The organism is Leisingera sp. NJS204, assembly GCF_004123675.1.
Classification (GTDB): domain Bacteria; phylum Pseudomonadota; class Alphaproteobacteria; order Rhodobacterales; family Rhodobacteraceae; genus Leisingera.
In genome coordinates this window covers 1-21,857 of the sequence record NZ_CP035417.1, presented here as the reverse complement: position 1 = coordinate 21,857, position 21,857 = coordinate 1, and the positions used below count along the sequence as shown (strand labels likewise).

The 21,857-nt window shown below is 61.5% G+C and carries 20 protein-coding genes; 6 read left to right on the top strand and 14 right to left on the bottom strand.

Going from position 1 to position 21,857, the window contains the following annotated elements; all coding sequences use genetic code 11:
• Positions 1–67 precede the first annotated feature (67 nt).
• On the top strand, positions 68–781 hold the full coding sequence (locus ETW24_RS00100; RefSeq protein WP_129369225.1) for an AzlC family ABC transporter permease: 714 nt from the start codon (positions 68–70) through the stop codon (positions 779–781).
• Entirely contained in the window at positions 771–1,067 is a 297-nt protein-coding gene (locus ETW24_RS00095; RefSeq protein ID WP_254695661.1) for an AzlD family protein, read from the top strand. The genes ETW24_RS00100 and ETW24_RS00095 overlap by 11 nt, the downstream gene beginning before the upstream one ends.
• Before the next feature lie 175 nt (positions 1,068–1,242).
• Here the strand turns inward: ETW24_RS00095 and ETW24_RS00090 are convergent, their stop codons facing one another.
• A complete protein-coding gene (locus tag ETW24_RS00090; RefSeq protein WP_129369224.1) occupies positions 1,243–2,682 on the bottom strand; it encodes an aldehyde dehydrogenase family protein in 1,440 nt (479 codons plus the stop codon).
• Positions 2,683–2,970: 288 nt separating this feature from the next.
• Between ETW24_RS00090 and ETW24_RS00085 the strand changes: the two genes are divergently transcribed.
• Positions 2,971–3,624, top strand: coding sequence for a peroxiredoxin (locus tag ETW24_RS00085; protein ID WP_129369223.1), 654 nt, complete (start codon positions 2,971–2,973; stop codon positions 3,622–3,624).
• Between the two features lie 59 nt (positions 3,625–3,683).
• Here the strand turns inward: ETW24_RS00085 and ETW24_RS00080 are convergent, their stop codons facing one another.
• The 10 genes from ETW24_RS00080 to ETW24_RS00035 form a co-directional block, all read right to left on the bottom strand.
• Positions 3,684–4,853, bottom strand: coding sequence for a rhamnan synthesis F family protein (locus ETW24_RS00080; RefSeq protein ID WP_129369222.1), 1,170 nt, complete (start codon positions 4,851–4,853; stop codon positions 3,684–3,686).
• A 42-nt stretch (positions 4,854–4,895) separates the two neighbouring features.
• A complete protein-coding gene (locus ETW24_RS00075) occupies positions 4,896–5,780 on the bottom strand; it encodes a glycosyltransferase family 2 protein (RefSeq protein ID WP_129369221.1) in 885 nt (294 codons plus the stop codon).
• A gap of 76 nt (positions 5,781–5,856) precedes the next feature.
• Positions 5,857–8,001, bottom strand: coding sequence for a polyribonucleotide nucleotidyltransferase (gene pnp, locus ETW24_RS00070; protein ID WP_129369220.1), 2,145 nt, complete (start codon positions 7,999–8,001; stop codon positions 5,857–5,859).
• Between the two features lie 245 nt (positions 8,002–8,246).
• A complete protein-coding gene (locus ETW24_RS00065; RefSeq protein ID WP_129369219.1) occupies positions 8,247–9,566 on the bottom strand; it encodes a M16 family metallopeptidase in 1,320 nt (439 codons plus the stop codon).
• Complete coding sequence (locus ETW24_RS00060) at positions 9,563–10,906, bottom strand: M16 family metallopeptidase (protein WP_129369218.1); 1,344 nt, start codon at positions 10,904–10,906, stop codon at positions 9,563–9,565. Before ETW24_RS00060 ends, ETW24_RS00065 begins: the two co-directional genes overlap by 4 nt.
• 165 nt (positions 10,907–11,071) lie before the next feature.
• Entirely contained in the window at positions 11,072–11,593 is a 522-nt protein-coding gene (locus tag ETW24_RS00055; RefSeq protein WP_129369217.1) for a DUF3035 domain-containing protein, read from the bottom strand.
• A 55-nt stretch (positions 11,594–11,648) separates the two neighbouring features.
• Positions 11,649–12,131, bottom strand: a complete 483-nt coding sequence (gene lspA, locus ETW24_RS00050) for a signal peptidase II (protein WP_129369216.1) — start codon at positions 12,129–12,131, stop codon at positions 11,649–11,651.
• Between the two features lie 17 nt (positions 12,132–12,148).
• Positions 12,149–13,738, bottom strand: a complete 1,590-nt coding sequence (purH, locus tag ETW24_RS00045) for a bifunctional phosphoribosylaminoimidazolecarboxamide formyltransferase/IMP cyclohydrolase (protein WP_129369215.1) — start codon at positions 13,736–13,738, stop codon at positions 12,149–12,151.
• Between the two features lie 24 nt (positions 13,739–13,762).
• Positions 13,763–15,505 carry a heparinase II/III family protein gene (locus ETW24_RS00040; protein ID WP_129369214.1) on the bottom strand — a complete coding sequence of 581 codons (1,743 nt, stop codon included), beginning with the start codon at positions 15,503–15,505 and terminating at the stop codon, positions 13,763–13,765.
• Between the two features lie 100 nt (positions 15,506–15,605).
• A complete protein-coding gene (locus ETW24_RS00035) occupies positions 15,606–16,868 on the bottom strand; it encodes an RsmB/NOP family class I SAM-dependent RNA methyltransferase (protein WP_129369213.1) in 1,263 nt (420 codons plus the stop codon).
• 77 nt (positions 16,869–16,945) lie between these two features.
• Between ETW24_RS00035 and ETW24_RS00030 the strand changes: the two genes are divergently transcribed.
• Complete coding sequence (locus tag ETW24_RS00030) at positions 16,946–17,137, top strand: DUF1674 domain-containing protein (RefSeq protein ID WP_129369212.1); 192 nt, start codon at positions 16,946–16,948, stop codon at positions 17,135–17,137.
• Positions 17,138–17,304: 167 nt separating this feature from the next.
• Here ETW24_RS00030 and dapB read toward each other — a convergent pair whose 3' ends face one another.
• Complete coding sequence (gene dapB / locus ETW24_RS00025) at positions 17,305–18,114, bottom strand: 4-hydroxy-tetrahydrodipicolinate reductase (RefSeq protein WP_129369211.1); 810 nt, start codon at positions 18,112–18,114, stop codon at positions 17,305–17,307.
• Between the two features lie 86 nt (positions 18,115–18,200).
• Between dapB and rbfA the strand changes: the two genes are divergently transcribed.
• Positions 18,201–18,596, top strand: coding sequence for a 30S ribosome-binding factor RbfA (gene rbfA / locus ETW24_RS00020; protein ID WP_129369210.1), 396 nt, complete (start codon positions 18,201–18,203; stop codon positions 18,594–18,596).
• Positions 18,593–19,342 (top strand): phosphodiester glycosidase family protein, encoded by a 750-nt coding sequence (locus ETW24_RS00015; protein ID WP_205877310.1) that lies wholly within the window; start codon positions 18,593–18,595, stop codon positions 19,340–19,342. Before rbfA ends, ETW24_RS00015 begins: the two co-directional genes overlap by 4 nt.
• A gap of 5 nt (positions 19,343–19,347) precedes the next feature.
• Here the strand turns inward: ETW24_RS00015 and rarD are convergent, their stop codons facing one another.
• Positions 19,348–20,250, bottom strand: coding sequence for an EamA family transporter RarD (gene rarD, locus ETW24_RS00010; RefSeq protein WP_129369209.1), 903 nt, complete (start codon positions 20,248–20,250; stop codon positions 19,348–19,350).
• Between the two features lie 194 nt (positions 20,251–20,444).
• Complete coding sequence (gene dnaA, locus ETW24_RS00005; protein WP_129369208.1) at positions 20,445–21,857, bottom strand: chromosomal replication initiator protein DnaA; 1,413 nt, start codon at positions 21,855–21,857, stop codon at positions 20,445–20,447.

The window sequence follows — 21,857 nt, the reverse complement described above, 5'->3', positions numbered from 1 at the left end:
TTCGATATACAAAACTTGCGTTCGGTTTAAGCGAAATCATGCCCCGTTTCCAGAGGAACTGCCCTCCATGGCAATCCAGAACATCTCCGCCCGGTCCCCCGCCTTCAGCCAGCTGACCTGCGGGCTGCGGGATATCCTGCCATTGGCTGCCGGCGTTGCTGTCTATGGGCTGGCATTCGGCCTGCTTGCAGCACAGGCAAGCATGGACGGGCTGCAGACCGGAATAATGGGCACCATCGTCTTTGCCGGATCTTCACAGATCATCGCAGTGGAGCGGCTGGTTGCCGGCACCGGCGCGGGTGCCGCCATTCTGGCCGGGCTGGCACTGAACCTGCGGCTGCTTCTGATCACCGCCTCGCTGCGGGATGAGTATTCCGGCCGGCCCTGGTGGCAAGTGCTGTTAGGGGTGCATCTGGCCACCGACGAGAATTGGGCCCTGATGCACGCGATGCGCGCCCGGGGCCATCAAGCCGGCTACTGGTACTTGATTGGCGGCGGCATCGGGCTGATTGCAGTCTGGGTGCTGTCCACAGCGGCAGGCGCGGGATTTGCAAACACTGTGCCAGACCCCAAGGCCCTGGGTATGGATTTTGCCTTCACCGCAGCTTTCATCGCCATTCTCCGGTCGCTGTGGAGCGGCTCAACCATGCTTTTGCCCTGGGCCGGTTCTGTGGCCATCGTATTGCTGACCGGCCTGTTAACGCCGCTGGACCCTACCTGGACACTGATCCTGGGCGGTCTAAGCGGAGCGGTTCTTGCCGGAGTGCTGAATGATGACTGAAACATGGATCCTGATTCTCGGGCTGGCAGCGGCTACTTTTGCGGTACGGCTGTCTGGTTACCTCCTAGGCCAACGGCTGCCGGATCACGGCCCTTGGGCGCATGGTCTGAAGGCGCTGCCGGGCTGCCTGATCCTGTCACTGGTCACCTACCTTTTGATGCAGGGCGGCCCGCAGGAATGGGCATCGGGCGCGGTGGCACTGGCAGTGGCTCTTGCCACCCGCAGCCTGCCCTTGACCATGGCTGCGGGAATAGCAGCGATCTACCTGCTTAGAGCCTATTTCTGACCAACCCCGCGCAGGCCCCCTGCCCGTGCGCAGCACGGGCCACGCCCAAGGCTGAGGGCCGCCCGGCGCAGCCGGGGGGAATGAAGACGCGGGAGCACTGCCGATGCCCCAAATCCCCGTAAAAAAGGAAAGCCGCCCGGACAGGCGGCTCTCCATGATTTCATAAGCTGCGGAACTATTCAGCCGCCCAGCCGCCGACAGCCTTCACTTCGAGGAAATCTTCGATCCCCCATTTACCGCCTTCGCGGCCTTTGCCGGACTGCTTCATGCCGCCAAAGGGCGAACCGGCCGAGCGGGATTTTCCGTTCATCTCAACCATGCCAGAGCGCAGCGCGCGGGCCATGCGGTTGGCGCGGGCGCCATCCTGGGTCTGCACATAATTGGTCAGACCATAGGGAGTGTCATTAGCGATTTCGATCGCGTCTTCCTCATTCTCAAAGGGAATGATCGACAGCACCGGGCCAAAAATTTCTTCGCGTGCGATGGTCATCTGGTTGTTCACATCAGCAAAAACGGTGGGCTTTACATAGTAACCCTTGTTCAGCCCGTCCGGACGGCCAGTACCGCCGGCAACCAGTTTGGCGCCTTCGTCGATGCCCTGCTGGATCAGATCCTGGATCTTGTTCCACTGCAGTTCATTCACGACCGGGCCGATGTGGCGGCCTTCCTGGCTGGCCGGGCCGACCTCGACCTTGGCAGCGACTTCCGCAGCCTCGGCAACCACACGGTCATAAATGCTGTTCTGCACCAGCATCCGGCTCGGCGCGTTGCAGCTCTGGCCGGTGTTTTGCATCATGTGCAGCACCCCGCGCTTCACCGCCTTCTCATCAGCATCTTCAAAGATCACATTGGCGCCTTTGCCACCCAGCTCCAGATCCACCTTTTTCAGGGTCGGAGCCGCAGCTTGGGTGATCGCGATACCCGCCCGGGTGGAGCCGGTGAAGGAGATCATGTCCACATCCGGATGGGTGGTCAGCTGTGAGCCAACACCCGGGCCGTCGCCGTTCACCAGGTTGAACACGCCCGCAGGGAAGCCGGCCTCATCCATCAGCTCGGCAAAGATCATCGCGTTCAGCGGGCTTTGCTCGGAAGGTTTCAGCACCATCGTGCAGCCGGCCACAGCTGCTGCACCGACCTTGAGTGTCACCTGATTCATCGGCCAGTTCCACGGCGTGATCAGCGCGCAAACGCCCACCGCCTCGTGGATGATGCGGTCGTTGGGGCTTCGGTCGTTCAGCGGCGCGTCAAAGCCGAACTCCTTGGCCGCGGCGATGAAGTTGCGCAGGTGCCAGCTGCCCGCTCCGGCTTGCGACGTGCGCGCCAAATCGATCGGTGCGCCCATTTCCAGCGACATCGCTTGTGCCAGATCTTCGGCGCGGGCCTCATAGACATCCACCAGCTTTTCCACCAGCGCAATACGCTCTTCCACCGGGGTCGCCATCCAGCCTGGCAGAGCAGCCTTAGCCGCGGCAACGGCGGCGTTGGTATCAGCCTCGGATCCCAGCGAGATCACTGCACAGGGTTCTTCCGTCGAAGGGTTTACCACTTCGAAATCGTTTGAAGCAGCAGGAGCGGCCCACTGGCCGTTGATGTAAAATTCGCGTTTCTCGATCATGTCGGGATCTCCCAAATCAGAGGTATTCCGGTTACCGCCTTGCCGGTTTCGCGGCCACTGTGTCACTGCTCCGGCACGGGGGCAAGGGCGGGGCAAAGGCATCGCTGCGTAATTTGATCAAATTATTGCAAGCTCTGTCAATGGCCGCTTGGACCGGTTGCAATCTTTCGCCATGACTGCTTGCAGCAATTTATCGTGGTTTCCCGGCACGGGGGCTGTATCGTTGCGTTAGACTACTTAGGTTGCAGTCAAGACGACTCATAATTCATATGACAAGGAGATACCGCCATGGGTTTGCGCATTAACGACACGGTCCCGGATTTTACTGCGGAAACGGATCAGGGCACCATCACCTTCCATGATTGGATCGGCGACAGCTGGGCGATTCTGTTCTCGCACCCCAAGGATTTCACCCCGGTCTGCACCACCGAGTTTTCCGCCGTGGCGCAGCTGAGCGAGGAGTGGGGCAAGCGCAACACCAAGGTCCTTGGCGTTTCGGTTGACGGTGTTGAAGACCATAAGAAATGGAAAAAGGACATCGAGGAATACGGCAAGGCCGCGCCGGGCTTCCCGATCATCGCTGATGACGGTCTGGCGGTATCCAAGGCCTTCGACATGCTGCCCGCAGAGGCCTATCTGCCCGACGGCCGCACCCCGGCGGACAGCGCCACTGTGCGGTCGGTTTTCATCATCGGCCCGGACAAGCAGCTGAAACTGTCGATGACCTATCCGATGACAGTGGGCCGCAACTTTGCCGAGATCCTGCGGGCGCTGGACGGCTTGCAAATGTCGCTGGGCAAGGGTGTTGCCACACCTGCGAACTGGATGCCCGGCGAGGATGTGATCATTCCGCCGACCGTGTCGAACGAAGACGCCAAGGCGAAGTTCGGCGAATTCGAGACCATCTTCCCTTACCTGCGCAAGACCAAAGCACCTGAGTAACCGGCGCTTGCCATCGCAGTGATTACAAGCCGCCTTCGGGCGGCTTGTTTTTTGTATTCTTACTGAAGCCCGCCTGGTGCCGATGGAAAATCCGGTGCCCGGCTTTGACGCAATTGCCGCGCCTCCGCCGCTATGGCTTGGCCAGCCTCGCCCTTCAGTCCGGCAGCAAATCGCAGGGTTATGTCCGACCCGTCCCGGGTCAGCCAGCAGGGCGATTTCTTGAGGAAGGCGAACCCTGCCTCGGCATGCAGATAAGCTGGTATTGTGTAACTGACGCCTTGGGTTGCGACCGCTGTCAGGATGAAAGCCAGGTAATCCTCTGCCTGGGCGCCGTCTGACAGCAACCTTGCCTTCAGCGCCGCCAGGCTGGGGCGGCCAAAGATGACGGTTTCCTTGGCGATACGCCGGATCTCCTCCCGTGGCAGCTGCGCCAGCCGCTGATCCAAATCTGCAGTCTTCAGCACCGCGCCATGCGAAAACCCATGTGCCAGAACCCATTGGGTGAGGCCGGTTTCACCGCGGCGGACGATGAATTTCTTGTTGTTGGTCAGCGGGAAGCGCTGCCAGAACCTGAGGAAGCCCGGATCCTCCATCAACCGCCCTGAAAGCATCAGCGCATAAGAGCAGTACTGGAAATTGCGGCTGGCTGTGGAATACCCCCAATTGATGCTGCGGAAATTCTCTGCGTCCACCCGCGGGTGACCATAGTTGCAGGCGGCAGCCGCAAAGTCCGCATCCAGCGCCTGTGCTTCCTTCAGCCAGTCGCCTGCCTCTGGCAGCGGAAACCAGGAGGAATCATTCAGCAGCACCAGCCGGTCAATCTGTTCCAGCCGCGCGCGCGCCGCCAGCAGCCCGTCGCGGTAGCCGCCAAAGTCATATCCGAAATTCGGGCGTTCGATGCACAGCCAGCAGACGTCGCTCAGCCGCTGCCGGTCTTCGTCGCTAAGCGGGATGTTGGAGACCACAACCGGAGCGTAGCCACTGTCGATCAGATATCGCAGCGCGAGGAAATGGGACGCTTGCAGGCCCTGACTGGGGAAAATCAAGTAGACCGCAGGCTGCGGCCCGGCCGGAATGGCGCCTTCGGTGCAGCGGATATTGCGGGCCAGGAACGCGTCGTAATACCAGCGCCCCAGCAGCAGCGACCCGAGGCGGCTGGGCAACTGAGTAATTTGCTGCAACGGGCGTTTCAGCTCGCGGGTGATTTTCCAAAGCGGGGACCGTCTCATGCGGGACACCTGTAACTTTAAACTGTTGGAAGGCCAGCCCGGTCAGTCTTGCTGCCATGGCGGAGGGAGGTCTGCGGATTGCTGGGCAGCACTGCTGAGAACCGCACGGAAGTAATACCAGTTCTTGGACCGTTTACGCGCCGAAAGCAGGTTCAGCGGTGAGACCAATTGCAGCGACGCCTCCCACAGAGCCCGCAGGAAACCAAATGGCAAGCCGTGTTTGCGGGCGCCATAGACGCGCGACTGGCCCATGTACCAGGCTTTCAATGCTGCGGTTTTGGCGGAGCGTTCGGTGGAATGGCCCAGCAGATGCCGGACCTGCGCTGCGTAAACATAACGCAGCGGCCCGCACTCCGCCTTCAGCCGCAGGCTGAGGTCGTCATCTTCGTGGAACAGGAATATTTTGGGGTCAAAGCCACCGACCTGGTCAAAGGCGGATTTACGCACCAGCAGGGCACCGCCCGAAAGCACCGGCACCTCGCCGTCCTGTTGCGCGGCATCCCGCCCCAGCCACAGCGATTTCGCAATCAGTTTGCTGCGGCGCTTGAAGAACAGCGATCCGTCACCTTTGAAAATGCGGGTGTTAAAGGCGGATGCTTCGGGGTGTGCATCGGCGGCATCCAACAGATGCTCCAGCGTGTCCTCGAACAGTTCGGCATCGGGGTTCACAAAGAACAGAAACTCAGTGCCGGCCTGTGCAGCCCCCTGATTGCAGGCCGGACCAAAGCCGGTGTTTTCCGGGTTCTCAATAAACCGGGCGCCATGTGCTGCGGCCAGCGCGCCGGTGTCTTCTGCATCCTGGGACGCGTTATCGACCAGAATGCAAGGCACCGAAGCTGGAATGGAGCGCAACAGGCCCTCAACAACGGCGGAAGAATTATAGGTGACCGTTATGATGGTCACACGGGGCGGCAAAGACTGTTCCATAAGCGTCCCGGCAGAAATGGAAAACCCGGGGCACGGATCGCGCGCCCCGGGCTGTTTATGTGCAGTCAGACTGGGATCAGTCCTGCTCTGCTTTTTCTTTCTTTTCCGGCGCGATTTCTTCGCCGGTTTCCTGATCGACGATTTTCATCGACAGGCGGACTTTGCCGCGGTCATCAAAGCCCAGCAGCTTGACCTTCACTTCCTGGCCTTCCTTCAGAACGTCCGAAGGATGGTTCAGGCGGCGGTTTTCGATCTGGGAGACATGCACCAGGCCGTCGCGCTTGCCGAAGAAGTTCACAAAGGCGCCGAAGTCGACGATCTTCACAACCTTACCGGTGTAGACTTGGCCTTCTTCCGGCTCTGCCACGATCGAATAGATCATGTCATAGGCCTTTTTGATGGCTTCGCCGTTCGGGCTGGCGATCTTGATGATGCCATCGTCGTTGATGTCGACTTTGGCGCCGGACACTTCGACGATCTCGCGGATCACCTTGCCGCCGGAACCGATCACTTCACGGATCTTGTCGGTCGGGATCTGCATGGTCTCGATGCGCGGAGCGTGGACCGAGAAGTCGGACGCTTCGGTCAGGGCTTTCGCCATCTCGCCAAGGATGTGGATACGGCCGTCTTTGGCCTGGGCCAGGGCTTTCTCCATGATCTCGGGCGTGATGCCTGCGACCTTGATGTCCATCTGCAGCGAGGTGATACCGTTTTCGGTGCCTGCCACTTTGAAGTCCATGTCGCCCAGGTGGTCTTCGTCACCCAGGATGTCGGACAGGATCGCGTAAGAGCCGTCGTCTTCCAGGATCAGGCCCATCGCAACACCGGCAACCGGTGCTTTCAGCGGCACACCTGCGTCCATCATCGACAGCGAACCGCCGCAGACCGAAGCCATCGAGGACGAACCGTTCGATTCGGTGATCTCGGAGACCAGACGGATGGTGTAGGGGAAGTCGGTTGCCGCAGGCAGAACCGCCTGCAACGCACGCCATGCCAGCTTGCCGTGGCCGATTTCGCGGCGGCCGGGGCCGCCAACACGGCCAACTTCACCAACCGAGTAGGGAGGGAAGTTGTAGTGCAGCAGGAAGTTGGACTTGAAGTTGCCGTGCAGCGCGTCAATGAACTGCTCGTCGTCGCCGGTGCCCAGCGTGGTCACAACCAGACCCTGGGTTTCACCACGGGTGAACAGCGCCGAACCATGGGTCCGCGGCAGCAGGCCGGTTTCGGACTCAATCGCGCGGATCTCGTCGGTTTTACGTCCGTCGATCCGCTTGCCGGTTTTGACAACATCGCCGCGCAGAATACCGGCTTCCAGCTTTTTCAACGCGGAACCCAGGTTTGCATCGCCCAGCTGCTCTTCGGACAGAGCACCCTTGATGGTTTCGCGGGCGGCGGCAACAGCGGCGGTGCGCTCCTGCTTGTCGCTGATCGCAAAGGCAGCGCGCATTTCGGTTTCGCCGGCAGCTTTGACCGCTTCGTACAGCTCGGAGTAATCCGGCGCTTGGAAGTCGAACGGCTCTTTCGCGGCTTCTTCGGCCAGCGAGATGATCAGGTCGATGACCGGCTGGATCTGCTCGTGGGCAAATTTCACCGCACCCAGCATTTCTGCTTCGGACAGCTCGTATGCTTCCGATTCCACCATCATCACTGCGTCTTTGGTGCCGGCAACAACCAGATCCAGACGCTGCTCGGGGTTCAGGCGCAGGTCCTGCATGTCGTCAACGGTCGGGTTCAGGATGTATTCGCCATCCTCAAAACCAACACGGGCGCAGGCAATCGGACCCATGAACGGTGCGCCCGACAGGGTCAGCGCAGCGGAGGCGGCGATCATTGCAACCATGTCCGGGTCGTTGACCAGGTCGTGGCTCAGCACGGTGCACATCACCAGCACTTCGTTCTTGAAGCCGGGGACGAACAGCGGGCGGATCGGACGGTCGATCAGACGCGCGGTCAGGGTTTCTTTTTCGGTCGGGCGCGCTTCGCGCTTGAAGAAGCCGCCGGGCACTTTGCCCGCAGCATAGTATTTTTCCTGGTAATGCACGGTCAGCGGGAAGAAGTCCTGGCCGGGCTTCTGCTGACGGGCAAAGGTCACGTTGGCCATGACCGAGGTTTCGCCCAGCGTGGCAATCACAGAGCCATCAGCCTGGCGGGCAACCTTGCCGGTTTCCAGTGTAAGCGTCTCTTCGCCCCACTGCATCGATTTTTTCGAAACGTTAAACATCTAGCGTATCCTAATTGGGAGCACTCCCGGCCCTCCGGGTCTCCCGTTTGCGTGGCGGCCCCATTGCCGCCGGCCCCTTCTATCTTGCTTTCGCGTGCCAGGGCCTGGCACATCGTCTCAGACAAGCCCGCCCATACATGAGTTTGGGGTAAATTGAAAGGGAAAGCGGCAAGCATCAGCCGCCCTGGGCAGCAGTGTGCTGTGCGGGTTCCTTAGCGGGGCCTCGCAGCCCCGCCTGAGAGCTGTCAGTTGGTGGTTTCCAGCCCATCAGGGCGTCCGGCAATCGCAAAATGCAAACCGTCAGGATCCATGAACTCCGCGGCAAAGCGGTTCACATCTTCCAGCGTGACCGCGTTGATACGGTCGTTGCGGGTTTCCACATAGCTGATTGGCAAATGGTCCATCTGCATACCCGCAAGGATTGAGGCAATACGGCCATTGCCGTCAAAGCGCAGCGGGTAGGCGCCAGTCAGATAGGTCTGCGCATCCTTCAGCTCTTTCTCTGTCACACCTTGTTCGGCCATCCGGCGCCATTCATCGCGGATCACCTCGACCGCTTCGGCCATCTTGCCGTTAGCCGACGCCACCGATCCCATATAGACCGCCGCCAGATCACGCGGCACCAGATAGGAGTAAACCCCATAGGTCAGCCCGCGCTTTTCCCGCACCTCGGTCATCAGCCGGGTTTCAAAGGAACCGCCCCCCAGGATCTGGTTCATCACATAAGCAGTGAAGAAATCCGGATCCTCGCGCTTGATCCCCTTTTGGCCGAACAGCGCCACAGATTGCGGGGTGTCGAAATCCACAACAGTGACGCCGCCCGCGATAGTGACCTCAGCCGGACCCGGAATCGGGTCGCCCTCTGCCGGCAAAGCGCCCAGCAGCTCATCCAGGAGCACGCCAAGCTCCTCGGCGGTGATATCGCCCACTGCACTGACGTACAGCCTGTCCCGAGCAAAAACAGCCTCATAGGCGTCAAAAATATCCTGCCGGCCAAGTGCGGAAACGGTCTCCTGCGTTCCCTTGCCGTCGCTGGCGTAAGGGTGGTCGCCAAAGGCCATCCGGGAGAAGGCCTCGCCCGCGATTGTGTTCGGATTTTTGGCATCAGAACGCAAACCCGCCAACACCTGGGCCCGGACCCGGTCCAACGCATCCTGGTCAAACCGCGGCTCGAACAGGGTCTGGCGCAAAAGGGCCACTGCATCCTGTCGGTTTTCGGTTAGGAAGCGGGCGGAAATGGAGACTGAATCCTTGTCAGCATCATAGGAAAACTCCGCCGCCAGGGATTCCAATGCGCGGGCATAATCCTGTGCCCGCAGATCACCGGAGCCTTCCTCCAGCAATCCAGTCATCAGGTGCACCGCCCCGCGTTTCCCGGGGGCATCCAATGAGGTGCCGCCGCGAAAGCGCAGCTCAAGAGCGGAGAAGGGAATCGCATGGTCCTCGACCAGCCAGGCGGTGATACCGCCGGGAGAGGTGACTTCCTCGATCTTGACCCCGGCCCATGCGGGCAGTGCCATGCAGCAGGCCACCAAGGACGCGGCGATTAGTTTCAGCAAGGTCATTGGGTTACCTCCTGGCCGCGCGTCATCCAACCGGTGACTGACGTTTCAGGCCGCAGAACCTCATTGGCGGCGGCGATGATCTCATCCGCGGTGACCGATTGCAGGATCTTCGGCCAATCCTGCACATCCTGCACTGTCAGCCCGATACTGAGCGCCTGGCCATAGCGGTTGGCAATTCCGTTCACGTTGTCGCGGTCATAGATTTCGGCGGCGCGCAGCTGCAGCTTGATGCGCTCCAACTGGGCTTCGTCCACTCCTGCTTCCAGAAAGCGGGCGATAGTGGCATCCAACGCCTCCTCGGCTTGGTCCATGCTGATGCCCTCAGCCGGAACCACAAGAAAGGTGAAGGACGTATCATCCAGCGAGCTGCCTGAATAAAAGGCACCGGAGTAGACGGCGACCTGCTGGTCGAACTGCAGCGCATTGGCCAGATAGGAAGTGCTGCCGCCGCCCAAGAGTTCAGCCAGCAGATAAAGCGCAGCAGCTTTCTGCTGGGCGCCGCTGTCGCGTTCCGGCGCCAGATAGGAGCGTTGCACATAGGGCTGGGCGACGCGCGGATCCTGATAGGTGATGCGGCGGGCTGCCGTCTGAGGCGGCTCCTGGCTGCGGAAGCGCTCCGGCAAGTCCGGGTTGGCTGGGATCGCACCATAATACTGCTCGGCCAGCGCCTTTACATCTTGCGGCTTCACATCGCCGGAGACCACCAGGATAGCGTTATTGGGTGCGTAATAGGTGCGGTAAAAGGACAGCGCGTCCTCCATATCCAGGCTTTCCATCTCGTGGCGCCAGCCGATCACCGGCTGGCCGTAACGGTGATTCAGATACTGCACCGCCTGCAGCTGTTCGCGAAACAGGGCCACCGGGTCGTTGTCGGTGCGCTGGTTGCGCTCTTCCAGGATGACCTCGCGCTCGGTGGCGATATCCTCTTCGCTGAGCCGCAGATTGGACATCCGGTCGCTTTCCATCTGCATCATCAGCTCCAGCCTGTCGGCGGCGACGCGCTGGAAATAGGCGGTGTAATCATAGCTGGTAAAGGCATTGTCCTGACCGCCGTTGGCCCGCACGGTGGCCGACAGCTCCCCCGGTGCCAGTTTGTCGGTGCCCTTGAACAGCAAATGCTCCAGGAAGTGGGCAACTCCGGACTGGCCCGGCGGCTCATCCGCGGAGCCGGCCCGGTACCAGACCATCTGCTGCACCACCGGCGCGCGATGGTCTTCAAGCACCACCACTTCCATGCCGTTGTCCAGGGTGAACGCGGTCACCGCCTCATCTTCGGCCCATAGCGGGCCAGTCAGGGCAGCAGTCAGCGCTGCGGCGGCCAATGTGATCCTTTGGATCATCTGGCATCCTCCAATTTCTGCACGTTTGCCCTTGCCTGGCACAGTGCGGTTACTGCTCTTTTGTTCAATGCAGCCACAATTCGCCACCCATTGCCAGCAGAAAGACTGCTGTCAACCTACGCTGCTGCTGGCGTCTTACAAGACTGGCTGGCAGAAAAGTGAGGATCAGAAACCGTCAACCGGCGGTGCGGATGGGGTAGCAGCCCCGGCACGGCGGAATTGTTCGTTGGCGGCATGCGGGTCCAGCGTCTGTTTTTTGTAAAGCTGCTCGTAGCGATCCACCGGCAGCAGTTTGATCCGGCCCACACGGCGGTTGCGGTGGCGGAATTTGGCGTCCTCTTCGGCGACCGTTTCGCGCACGCCCGGTTCCACACCATAGCGGCTGGACGCTGTCACCAGGGCCGCATCGCTGGAAGGAATACCGCTGCCAGGAACCAAGGCGCCGGGTTTGCCGCCCAGGGCAGCAACCGCTTCGGCTTGCGGATTGGGATCCGTCAGATTGGCGCCGCCGGGTGTCGGGGCCGGCAGGCTGCTGTAGCTTTCCGGCGTGCTTAGCGGTTTGGAGGGCAGAACCAGGAATTCATCCGGGCCGGTGCCGGGCTTCTGGATGAGGCGCAGCCCCTTTTGCCCGCAACCAGCCACAGCCAGTGCGCCTGCCAGAACGATCACTCCGAACGGGATCCGCATTACCCCAAACTCCTGCCTGTTTCTCAGCGCTTTTAGCGCAATTGCCCAGCGAGGTCTACGCAGGCTTTTTGCGCCGCCCGTCAAAGAAAATCAGCCCCGCTGCGCCTGCAAAGATGAAGATATCGGCAACATTGAACACAAACGGGTTCTGGATGCCGCAGCACGATGTGTTCAGGAAATCCAGCACGTACCCGTACAGCAGACGGTCCGCGACATTGCCCAGCGCGCCACCGATCACCAGCCCGGCCGAGAGCTGCATGCCCCACGCCGCCTTCTGTGCGCGTGCGATCCAGATCACAAGGGCCAGGCAGATCGCCAGTGACATCCCGATCAGAATCCAGCGCGATGCCTCGTCTCCGCCGCCGAACAGACCGAAGTTGATGCCGGTATTCTCGCCGTAGCGGAAGTTCAGAAACGGCGGCAGCACGTCGATCCGGTGGCGCTGGTCCAGCGCCATCCAGTGGATCACCAGGTATTTACTTGCCTGATCCGCCAGAAACGAAAGGCCGGCGCCCCAGATCATCCAACGTGCTGCCATGTCTTAGCTCTGCCTGCTTAGTGGCGGAAGTGGCGCATGCCGGTGAAGACCATGGCCAGGCCCGCCTCGTTGGCAGCCTTGATCACCTCGTCGTCACGCATCGAGCCGCCCGGCTGAATGACGCAGGCGCCGCCAGCAGCTGCAGCTTCCAGCAACCCGTCCGCAAAGGGGAAAAACGCATCCGAAGCGACTGCGCAGCCCTTGGCGAGGCTTTCTTCCAGACCCAGTTCGACGGCCATGCGGCCGGCCTTGGCCGCAGCCACATTGGCGCTGTCCAAGCGGCTCATCTGGCCGGCGCCGACGCCAACGGTGGCGCTGTCCTTCACATAGACGATGGCGTTGGATTTGACGTGTTTGGCGACTTTCCAGGCAAACAGCATGTCCTGCATCTGGGCATCAGACGGAGCCTTTTCGGTCACCACCTTCAAGTCCTCCATGCCGACGTAGCCCACGTCCTTGTCCTGTACCAGCATACCTCCGGCCACCTGTTTGTAGGCGGTGATGGCTTTGCGCGGCTCGGGCAGACCATCCGTCAGCAGCAGGCGCAGGTTCTTTTTGGCCGCGAAGACCGCCTTAGCCTCCTCCGAAGCACCGGGCGCGATAACTACTTCGGTGAAAATCTCGGTGATCTTGGCGGCGGTTTCGGCGTCCAGCGGCTGGTTCAGCGCGACAATGCCGCCAAATGCGGAGGTGCGGTCGCAGTCAAACGCCTTCTGATAGGCCTCGGCCAGGGTCGCGCCCTTGGCCACGCCGCAGGGGTTGGCGTGTTTGATGATCGCGACAGCGGCGCTGTCGGCAGGATCGAATTCCGCCACCAGCTCATAGGCCGCGTCGGTGTCGTTGATGTTATTATAGCTCAGTTCTTTGCCCTGCAGCTGCACCGCGGTGGCCACACCGGGGCGGTTGCTGCCATCGGTATAAAAAGCCGCCTCCTGGTGGCTGTTTTCGCCATAACGCAAGGTTTGCTTCAGCTCGCCCGCAAAGGCACGGCGGCGCGGGGTTTTCTCTTCAATCGCGGTTGCCATCCAATTCGACACGGCAGCATCATAGGCCGCGGTACGGGCATAGGCGGTCTGCGACAGGCGCTGGCGGAAAGCATAAGACGTCTGACCGTCGTTCCGGTCCAGCTCTGCCAGCAGCGCCTCATAGTCCTGCACATCGGTCACCACGTTCACGAACAGGTGGTTCTTGGAGGCCGCACGGATCATCGCCGGGCCGCCGATGTCGATGTTTTCGATCATCTCGTCATAACCGGCACCGCGCGCCAGGGCCGCTTCAAACGGGTAGAGGTTCACCACCAGCAGGTCGATGGCACCGATGCCATGTTCGTTCATTGCAGCAACATGAGTATCATTGTCGCGCAGCGCCAGCAGGCCGCCATGCACCATCGGATGCAGGGTCTTTACGCGTCCGTCCATCATTTCCGGAAAACCGGTCACTTCCGAGACATCCTTGACCGTTAGGCCGGCTTCACGCAGCGCCTTGGCAGAGCCGCCGGTGGACAGCAGCTCAACACCGCGCGCAGACAGCGCCTTGCCCAGCTCGATCAGGCCGGTCTTGTCGGATACGGAAAGCAGCGCACGGCGTACGGGGTGAAGGTCGGTCATGGCAGGGCGGTCCTTTTCAAAGGCTCAGTCAAACGTCTCGGGTTCGTCCCGGTTCAGGTCTCGCACGGCAATGGCAGTCTCCTGCGCTTTGCTGAGCGTCCACCGGATACGCGTCGCATACTCCATCGCGCGTCCGGATAAAACGATCTGCTTTGCCGCACGCGGCTTTAAGCGGGTCTTTTCCAGGAAAACACTCGGCTCCAGCCGCAGCCGGCAGGTTCCGTCATGGCGGAACACCCAGATTTCCCCGCTCTTGAGCGCCATGGATACCGCGGCGCCGCCCAAGTCAAGGGCCGCGTCCACCTCAGGGTGCAAATGCAGGCGGAGGTCAAAGCCGACGCCGCCTTCAGCGCTGGTATCCCGCACCTTGGTGAACTGGCGCTTGGCAGCATCGTCCAGCGCCACCAGCATGTCTTCGCCGCTCAGCGCCCGCCCGTCAAACGACAAATCCAGGGTCCGAGCATGGGTCAGCCCGAAATGAGAAGAATAGCCATTGTGCCCGCCCTGAAAACGGCAGCCATCCGCCAGGTCGCTGACCTCCAGCGGCACCTCATCAGGGGCTTCGATCAATTCCTCATGGCCAGTGGTCTTGTGCGGCGCGGCCAGCCGGGCGCTGGAGTGCCCCTCGATGCACAGCGTGGAATGCGAGGGCGTGGCGCGCCCGGCCCGGCGCCATTCGACGCCAAAAGTTTCACCCGATCCGCAATTCACAATCAGAGGCCGCCGCCCTGATGTCAGCTCAAACGCCAGGGTCGAGGCATGACCATAGTTTGACGCCTTGCCCTTGGGCGGCGCCGAGGCATCGACAAGTACCGATGTCCGCCGCGCAGACAGCCGGGCAAACCCCATTGCCAGCCCATCCGCATGGCGATCAGCCACATGACTGGCCGCAAGGGCATGGTCCAGCCGCCCCTTCAATCCACGGCCGCCGCCATGGAACCGTGCCAGCCCGCCATCACTGTGGCGCAAGGTGCGCAAAGTGGGGGCGATCCGCTCAATCGCATTGATATGCGCAGGCGGCACTGTGCGCCCGGCTTCATGCAGGGCAGCCGCGGCCCAGGTCAGCAGGGTGAAAACCTCCAACAGCTCTTCTGGGTTGCGGGTCGGCAACCCGCCCTGGTCATCAATCTGCGCCTCGCATTCTGCCGCCAGCGCGCGGACCGCCGGGTCGGCCAGCTCTTCGCGTCCCTGCAGGGCAAGACCCGCATAGATCAAGCCGCATAATGCCTCGAACCGGGGCAAACCCGGCGCAGCCCCCTGCCAGCGCTGTGCCAGGAACCAGGTCTGTTGCGACAGCGAATGATAAAAGGCTTCGGTCTCGTCCTTTTCCTTGCCGCTCAGCAGGAACAGCGCGTGGTTGATCCAGCGGATCACCCGCCGCCCGGTCAGATCGGGCAGCCAGGCCAGCCCGCCGCTGCGTCCGTGCTGCTGGATCCAGCCCCAGACCCATTTCTGCGCTTTGGCGCGGGCCTTGAAATCCCCGACCGCCGCCAGGTCATCGAGCCAGGAAAAACCGTGCCGCTCCGCATCGAAAGCTGCATCCGGGGCGGCAACCTCCCACAATCCGGTGTCAGGCGATTCGACCAGATACCCAGCAAACAGCAGGTTGCCAGCCACCAGCTGACGGCCACGGGCAAAGCTGCCGATGGTGCGCGGCTCGGGCTGCGAGACAAAGCCGGTAGCAGCCGGCTGGCTGCGCGCCCGCCAAGCGTAATAGCTGTTCAGCAGCCGGGTGCCGCGGCCGGCCATTCTGTCAAAAGTGGACATGCTCTTTTTGCCTCACGCCGGATTTTGCCAGGGCGTTTTGGCGCGAGCATAACGCGAGGGGCGGTTCAAGTCACCGGCGAAAACCGGGGACGCACCAGGGTCACGCGGATTTGCGCAAAAGGGCCATATAGAACCCATCCATGCCACCGCGTTCCGGCCAGTAGTCGGGGCGCAAGCGCAAGCCGCCCTCTTCGCTGATCCAGTCCGGAACCACGCCGGGCACCTGCAATCCTTCGCGGTCGACTGACATCTCCGGGAACATGTCCAGCGCTTCCTCCACCTGGCATTCGCCCTCATCCGGCAGCAGGGAGCAAGTGCAGAACATCAGCCGCCCGCCAGGTTTCACCAGGGTCCAGGCGTGGGCCAGCATCTGCGCCTGCAGTTCGATCAAGGCGCCAAAGTCACTGCCATCTTTGGCCTGAGGAAGATCCGGGTGGCGGCGGATTGTGCCGGTGGCCGAACAGGGGGCATCCAGCAGCACGGCATCGAACTGGCCCTGCTGTTCCAATGCATCGCCCACAACCAGCTCCGCTTGCAGTCCAGTGCGGGTCAGGTTTTCCTGGAGCCTGGACATGCGGTTTTGGGAGACATCCACTGCGGTCACATTGGCACCCGCGGCTGCCATCTGCATGGTTTTACCGCCCGGCGCCGCGCAAAGTTCCAGCACATGCTCACCTGGGCGAACATTCAGAATGCGGGCGGGCAACGCGGCGGCAGCATCCTGGATCCACCAGTCGCCGGTCTCATATCCAGAAAGCGCCGAAACCTGCCCGGCATTGGCGATCCGCACAGAACCGGTGGGCAAGATTTCCCCGCACAAAGCGCTCAAGTCCGAATTGGGTTTAGCTGTCACATCCAGCGCGGCACCGGCGAAATGCGCGGTCTCCATACCCAGCATCGCCTCCGCTCCCCAGGCCTGCACCAATGGTTTGCGCAACCAGTTCGGCAGACGCGGCACACGCAGCTTGGCCCATTCCGCCGGTCCGTCTTCTGCCACCTTGCGCAATACTGCATTGACCAGCCCCTTGAGCTGCCCATGCCGCCGGTGCTTTGAGATAATGGCCACCATAGCATTCACGACACCGTGTGCCGCGCCGCCCGAACACAATTCCACCGCTCCCAGCCGCAACGCATTCAGCACGGTCATTGGCGGTGCTTTCTTCAGATGTTTCTTCAGCACCCGGTCTGCGCGTTCCAGGTTGCGCAGGGTTTCCGCTGCCAGCCGCTGCGCCCGTGCCCGGTCTTCCGGCGCCAGCTTCTCCAGTGCACCTGCGGCATAACATTCCGCCAGCAGCCGCCCCTCTCCCAGAACCTGATCCAGCAGGTATACCGCGGTGCGGCGGGCGTGATTGGCGTCTGACATCTGGCAACTCCTCAGGGCGCGGCTTGTTTGCGCGGGACAGGGGCGTATATCATGGGCCAAGCATAAAGGAACCCGCGATGAGCGACGATACTCCACTTGGTACAAATGGCCTGCCTCCCGCCGCCCTGCGCGCATTGGCCGAAGCCGAAGAGCGCCGCAAGGCAGCCGAGGCGCAGGACCCGCGCCCCAAGGAGCTGGGCGGACGCGATGGACCCGATCCAGCCCGCTTTGGCGATTGGGAAAAAAAAGGCATCGCAGTCGATTTTTGAGCCGCGGCCGGGGCTTTGCCCCCTCGCAGGCGCTGCCTGCTCACCCCCAGAGTATTTTCCCAAAGGTGAATGACCTTCATCTTTTCAAAAATACTCACGTCCCGCTGCCAGCAGGCGGCTTTGCCGCCGAGAGGCGAGGGACGGCCCCCAGGGCCGCATTTCAGACCTCAGAGCCCCAGCACATCCACCATATCATACTGTCCCGCCCCCTTGTCCTGGCCCCAAAGCGCAGCCTTCAGCGCGCCGCGGGCAAAAATGGCGCGGTCGGTGGCCATATGGCGCAGCACGATACGTTCGCCAGCGGCGGCAAACAGCACGTCATGCTCGCCCACGATGTCGCCGCCGCGGATGGCGGCGAATCCAATGTCGCCGCGCTTGCGGGCGCCGGTGATGCCATCACGTCCGGAATCGCGCACATCCGACAGATGAACGCCGCGGCCTTCGGCTGCGGCTTCGCCCAGCATCAATGCAGTGCCAGACGGAGCATCGACCTTGTGGCGGTGATGCGCCTCGATCACTTCGATGTCGAAATCCTCGTCCAGCGCCGCGGCGACCTTCTTGGTCAGCTGCACCAGCAGGTTCACACCAAGGCTCATGTTGCCGGCGCGCACGATCACTGCGTGCCGGGAGGCCGGCTCCAGCTGGGCGATCTGCGCATCCGTCATGCCGGTGGTGCCGATCACATGCACCGCGCGCGCTTGGGCTGCCAGTTTGGAAAAATTCAACGTCGCTTCCGGCGATGTGAAATCAATCACCGCTTGCGCTTTGGAAAAAGCCTCCAGCGCATCCGACGTGACGGTGACACCAACGGGAGCGCCGCCCATTGCTTCGCCCGCATCGCGGCCGACCCAAGCATGCCCTTCACGCTCCACCGCGCCGGTCAGCGTGGCCCTATCGCTTTCCAGCACCGTCTTGATCAGCATCTGCCCCATGCGGCCTGATGCGCCGGTAATCACAATCCCTGGTTTGTGAGTCATTGGCCAATTCCCTTGTTCAAGCTGGATTTGTCCTACATTGCCGGGCAGCGCTTGGCAAAGCCCGCAATCCGGCATAGATCGGAAATATGGCAAAGAACAAATTCCAAGATGGCCCCGGCCCTTCCCAGCGCCAGCTTCGCGTCGGCGAACTGATCCGCCGCTCTCTCTCCGAGGTGCTGGCGCGCGGAGATGTGCATGACCCGGACCTGAACCGCATGTCGATCACCGTAGGCGAGGTGCGCACCTCGCCGGATCTGAAAATCGCCACTGCCTTTGTGCTGCCTTTGGGCGGCAAGGGGCAGGAGGATGTGCTAAAGCTCCTCGCCCGGAACAAGGGTGAGCTGCGCCGCGCGGTCGGCAAGAAGCTGGGACTGAAGTTCGCCCCGGATCTGCGCTTCCGGCTGGATGAAACCTTTGATCAGATGGACGAGACCCGCCGGATGCTGTCCCAGGACGCGGTGCGCCGCGACACGGAAGAGTGATCCGCAAGGCCGCTTTGCTGCTGGCCGCGCTCTGGGCCGCCCCGGCCGCAGGCGCGGTGGAATGCAGCGATGCGGCCTACGAGGGCAACCGGTATTCGATCTGCGAGGTGGATGCATCACGGGAGCAGCTGCGGCTGTTCCTGCGCGATGGCGAGGGGCAAGTCTACGGGCATTTCTCCACGCTCGACACGGCGTTGGCGGAAGACGGCAAAGCGCTGGTATTTGCCACCAATGCCGGGATGTATCACAGCGACCGCTCGCCCGTGGGTCTCTATGTTGAAGACGGCGCCGAAGAAATGCGGCTGGTCACCAATGCAGGCCCTGGCAACTTCGGCCTGCTTCCCAATGGCGTCTTCTGCATCCGCGAAGGCCGGGCTGATGTTTTCGAAACCTTTGCTTTCGGCAAAGCCGCCCCCGCCTGCGCCTATGCCACCCAATCCGGGCCGATGCTGGTGATCGATGGAGAACTGCATCCGCGGTTCCTGCCCGATTCGGACAGTTATTATGTGAGGAACGGGGTCGGCACCTCAGCCGATGGCCATCGCGTCGTCTTTGCCATCTCGCGCAATGCGGTGACGTTTCACCAGTTCGGCAGCCTGTTCCGGGATTACCTGAAACTGCCAAACGCGCTGTATTTCGACGGCAACATCTCGCGCCTGCATGCGCCTGAGCTGGGCCGCAGCGATGCGGGATTCATGATGGGGCCTGTTGTGGGCGTGGTCGAGGACGCCCCGGCCGGCGAATAGCCCTCTTAACCCGGACGTTTGCGCATCTGCCGCACCATCGGAATCGAGTAGATAACCAAAGCGGCCCAGATCATCGGGAAGGCGATCATCCTGGCACGTCCGAATTCCTCGCCAAACAGCAGTACCGCAGCCAGCATGATCATAGTCGGTGCGATGTATTGCAGGATTCCCATGGTCGACAGCCGCACCAGCTTGGCCCCGTTGGCATAGATGATCAACGGCACCGCGGTGACAACACCGCACCCAAGAAGCAGCAAGGTGTCGCTGAAAGAGCCGCCAAAGCTGCTGCTGCCGGTCGCAGCAAGATAGGCAAAATAGCCCAGCGCCGGGAACAGCAGGATCAGTACCTCCAGCAGAAAACCCTGATTGGGGCCGATCGGCAGCGATTTTTTGAAAAACGCATAAAACCCCCAAGTCAGCGTCAGCCCAATTGAGACCCAAGGCACGCTGCCGGCTTCGACCGTCAGAACCACCACTGCAGCAGCGGCCAAAGCAACAGCGGCCATTTGGGCCTTGGTGAGCGGCTCACGCAGCAGGAAGGCGCCCAGGGCAATGCTGAATAACGGATTGATATAGTAGCCCAAAGCCGCGTCCAACGCCCGGCCAGAGGCAATCGACCAGACATAGATCCCCCAATTCACCGAAATCAGCGCCGCAGTGATACAGGCCATGCCCAGCATCCGGGGATTTTTCAGCGCCGCCTGCAGATCCCGTGTCCGCCGCAGAATGAGCAGAAGCGCCCCAGCGACAGGCACTGACCAGATTACCCGGTGGGTAACAACTTCAGCTGCGGGAATGTGCGACAGCGCTTTCATGTAAAGCGGCAAAAATCCCCACATCAGGTAGGCCGCAATGGCAAAAGCCAACCCGCGGGGCGTGTCTGTGTTTTCGAAGGCCGGCTGTGTCATGCGGAAGTTCCTGTCCAGGACACTGTTATGGCTGGTTTTGACCGGGCTGAAACTTTGTTTTCCGCGAAAACGGGTATTCGCTGCCTTTATGGGTCCGCCGGCATGCCGTTCCGGACTCATTACGCAACAAAACGGCCCCGGAAACCGGGGCCGCAGTGCAAATCGGGGCAAGCAGTTTGGGCTAAAACCGCCCGTCAGGCTTCAAGCGACCGGCGCAGCATCTCCACGTCTTCGGCGATCTGGCCGTCAGTGGTTTTCAGCTCCTCGATGCGCTTCACACCATGCATGACTGTGGTGTGGTCGCGCCCGCCAAAACGGCGGCCGATTTCCGGCAAGCTGCGGCTGGTCAGCTGCTTGCACAGGTACATCGCCACCTGACGCGGGCGGGCGTAAGAACGCAGTCGCTTGGGGCCGATGATGTCGGACATGCGGATATTGTAGTACTCGGACACCTTGCGCTGGATCTCCTCGACAGTGATCTTTCGCTCGGAGGCCCGCAGCACGTCGGCCAGGCAATCCTGGGTCAGGTCCATGTCGATCTCGCGGCCTACCAGCGAGGCAAAGGCAAACAGGCGGGTGAGAGCGCCTTCGAGCACCCGCACATTGGTCGAGATGCGGTGTGCCAGGAATTCCAGCACGCCAGCGGCGATGCACAGGTCCGGATAAGTTTTGCGCTGCTGCTCCACCTTGGTCTGCAAGATGCCCAGGCGCAGCTCATAGTCGGTCGGGTGCAAATCCACCACCAAGCCGCACTGCAGGCGGGATTTCACCCGGTCCTCCAGATCCTTGATCTCGCCGGGGGCGCGGTCGGCCGAGATGATGATCTGCTTATTCTGATCCACCAGCGCGTTGAAGGTGTGGAAGAATTCCTCCTGGGTGGAATCTTTGCCGGCGATGAACTGAACGTCATCCACCATCAGCACATCGACGGAGCGGAACAGGTGCTTGAAGTCCATCATCTTGCGCTCGCGCAGCGCTTGCACAAAGCGGTACATGAACTGTTCCGCCGACAGATACAGCACGTTGAGCGACGGGTTCTTTTCCTTCAGCTCCCAGGCTATGGCGTGCATCAGGTGGGTCTTACCCAGACCAACGCCGCCATATAGCACCAGCGGGTTGAAGGTGACCGGGCCGCCTTCGCCAACGCGGCGCGCGGCAGCATGAGCCAGTTCGTTCGGCTTGCCCACGACAAAGCTGTCGAAGGTAAAGCGCGGATCCAGCGGAGCCGCCTGCAGCGCTTCAAGCGTGTCCTTGCCACCCGCCGATGCCGGCACAGCAGCGGGTGCTGTCATCACCGCCACGTCGCCCTGTGCGCCGCCATAGACATCAGCCGCTACGGCGGTGTCTGCCGGACGTGCCGGGCTGTTGGCAGCAACCCGGAAGGCCAGGCGCTGGACCGGCTCACCGGACATGGCCAGCTCATGCAGAATCAGATCCGCAAAGTTCTGGCTGACATAGTTCCCCATGAAATTCGTCGGCACTTTGAAGACAGCAACGCCGCCGTCCACGGTGTCAAACTCCAATGGCTCAATCCAGGTTGTGAAATTGTTCTGGCCGACTGTCTTCAACAGCCGGTTTCTGAGCTGTCCCCATTTTTCTTCTGTCAT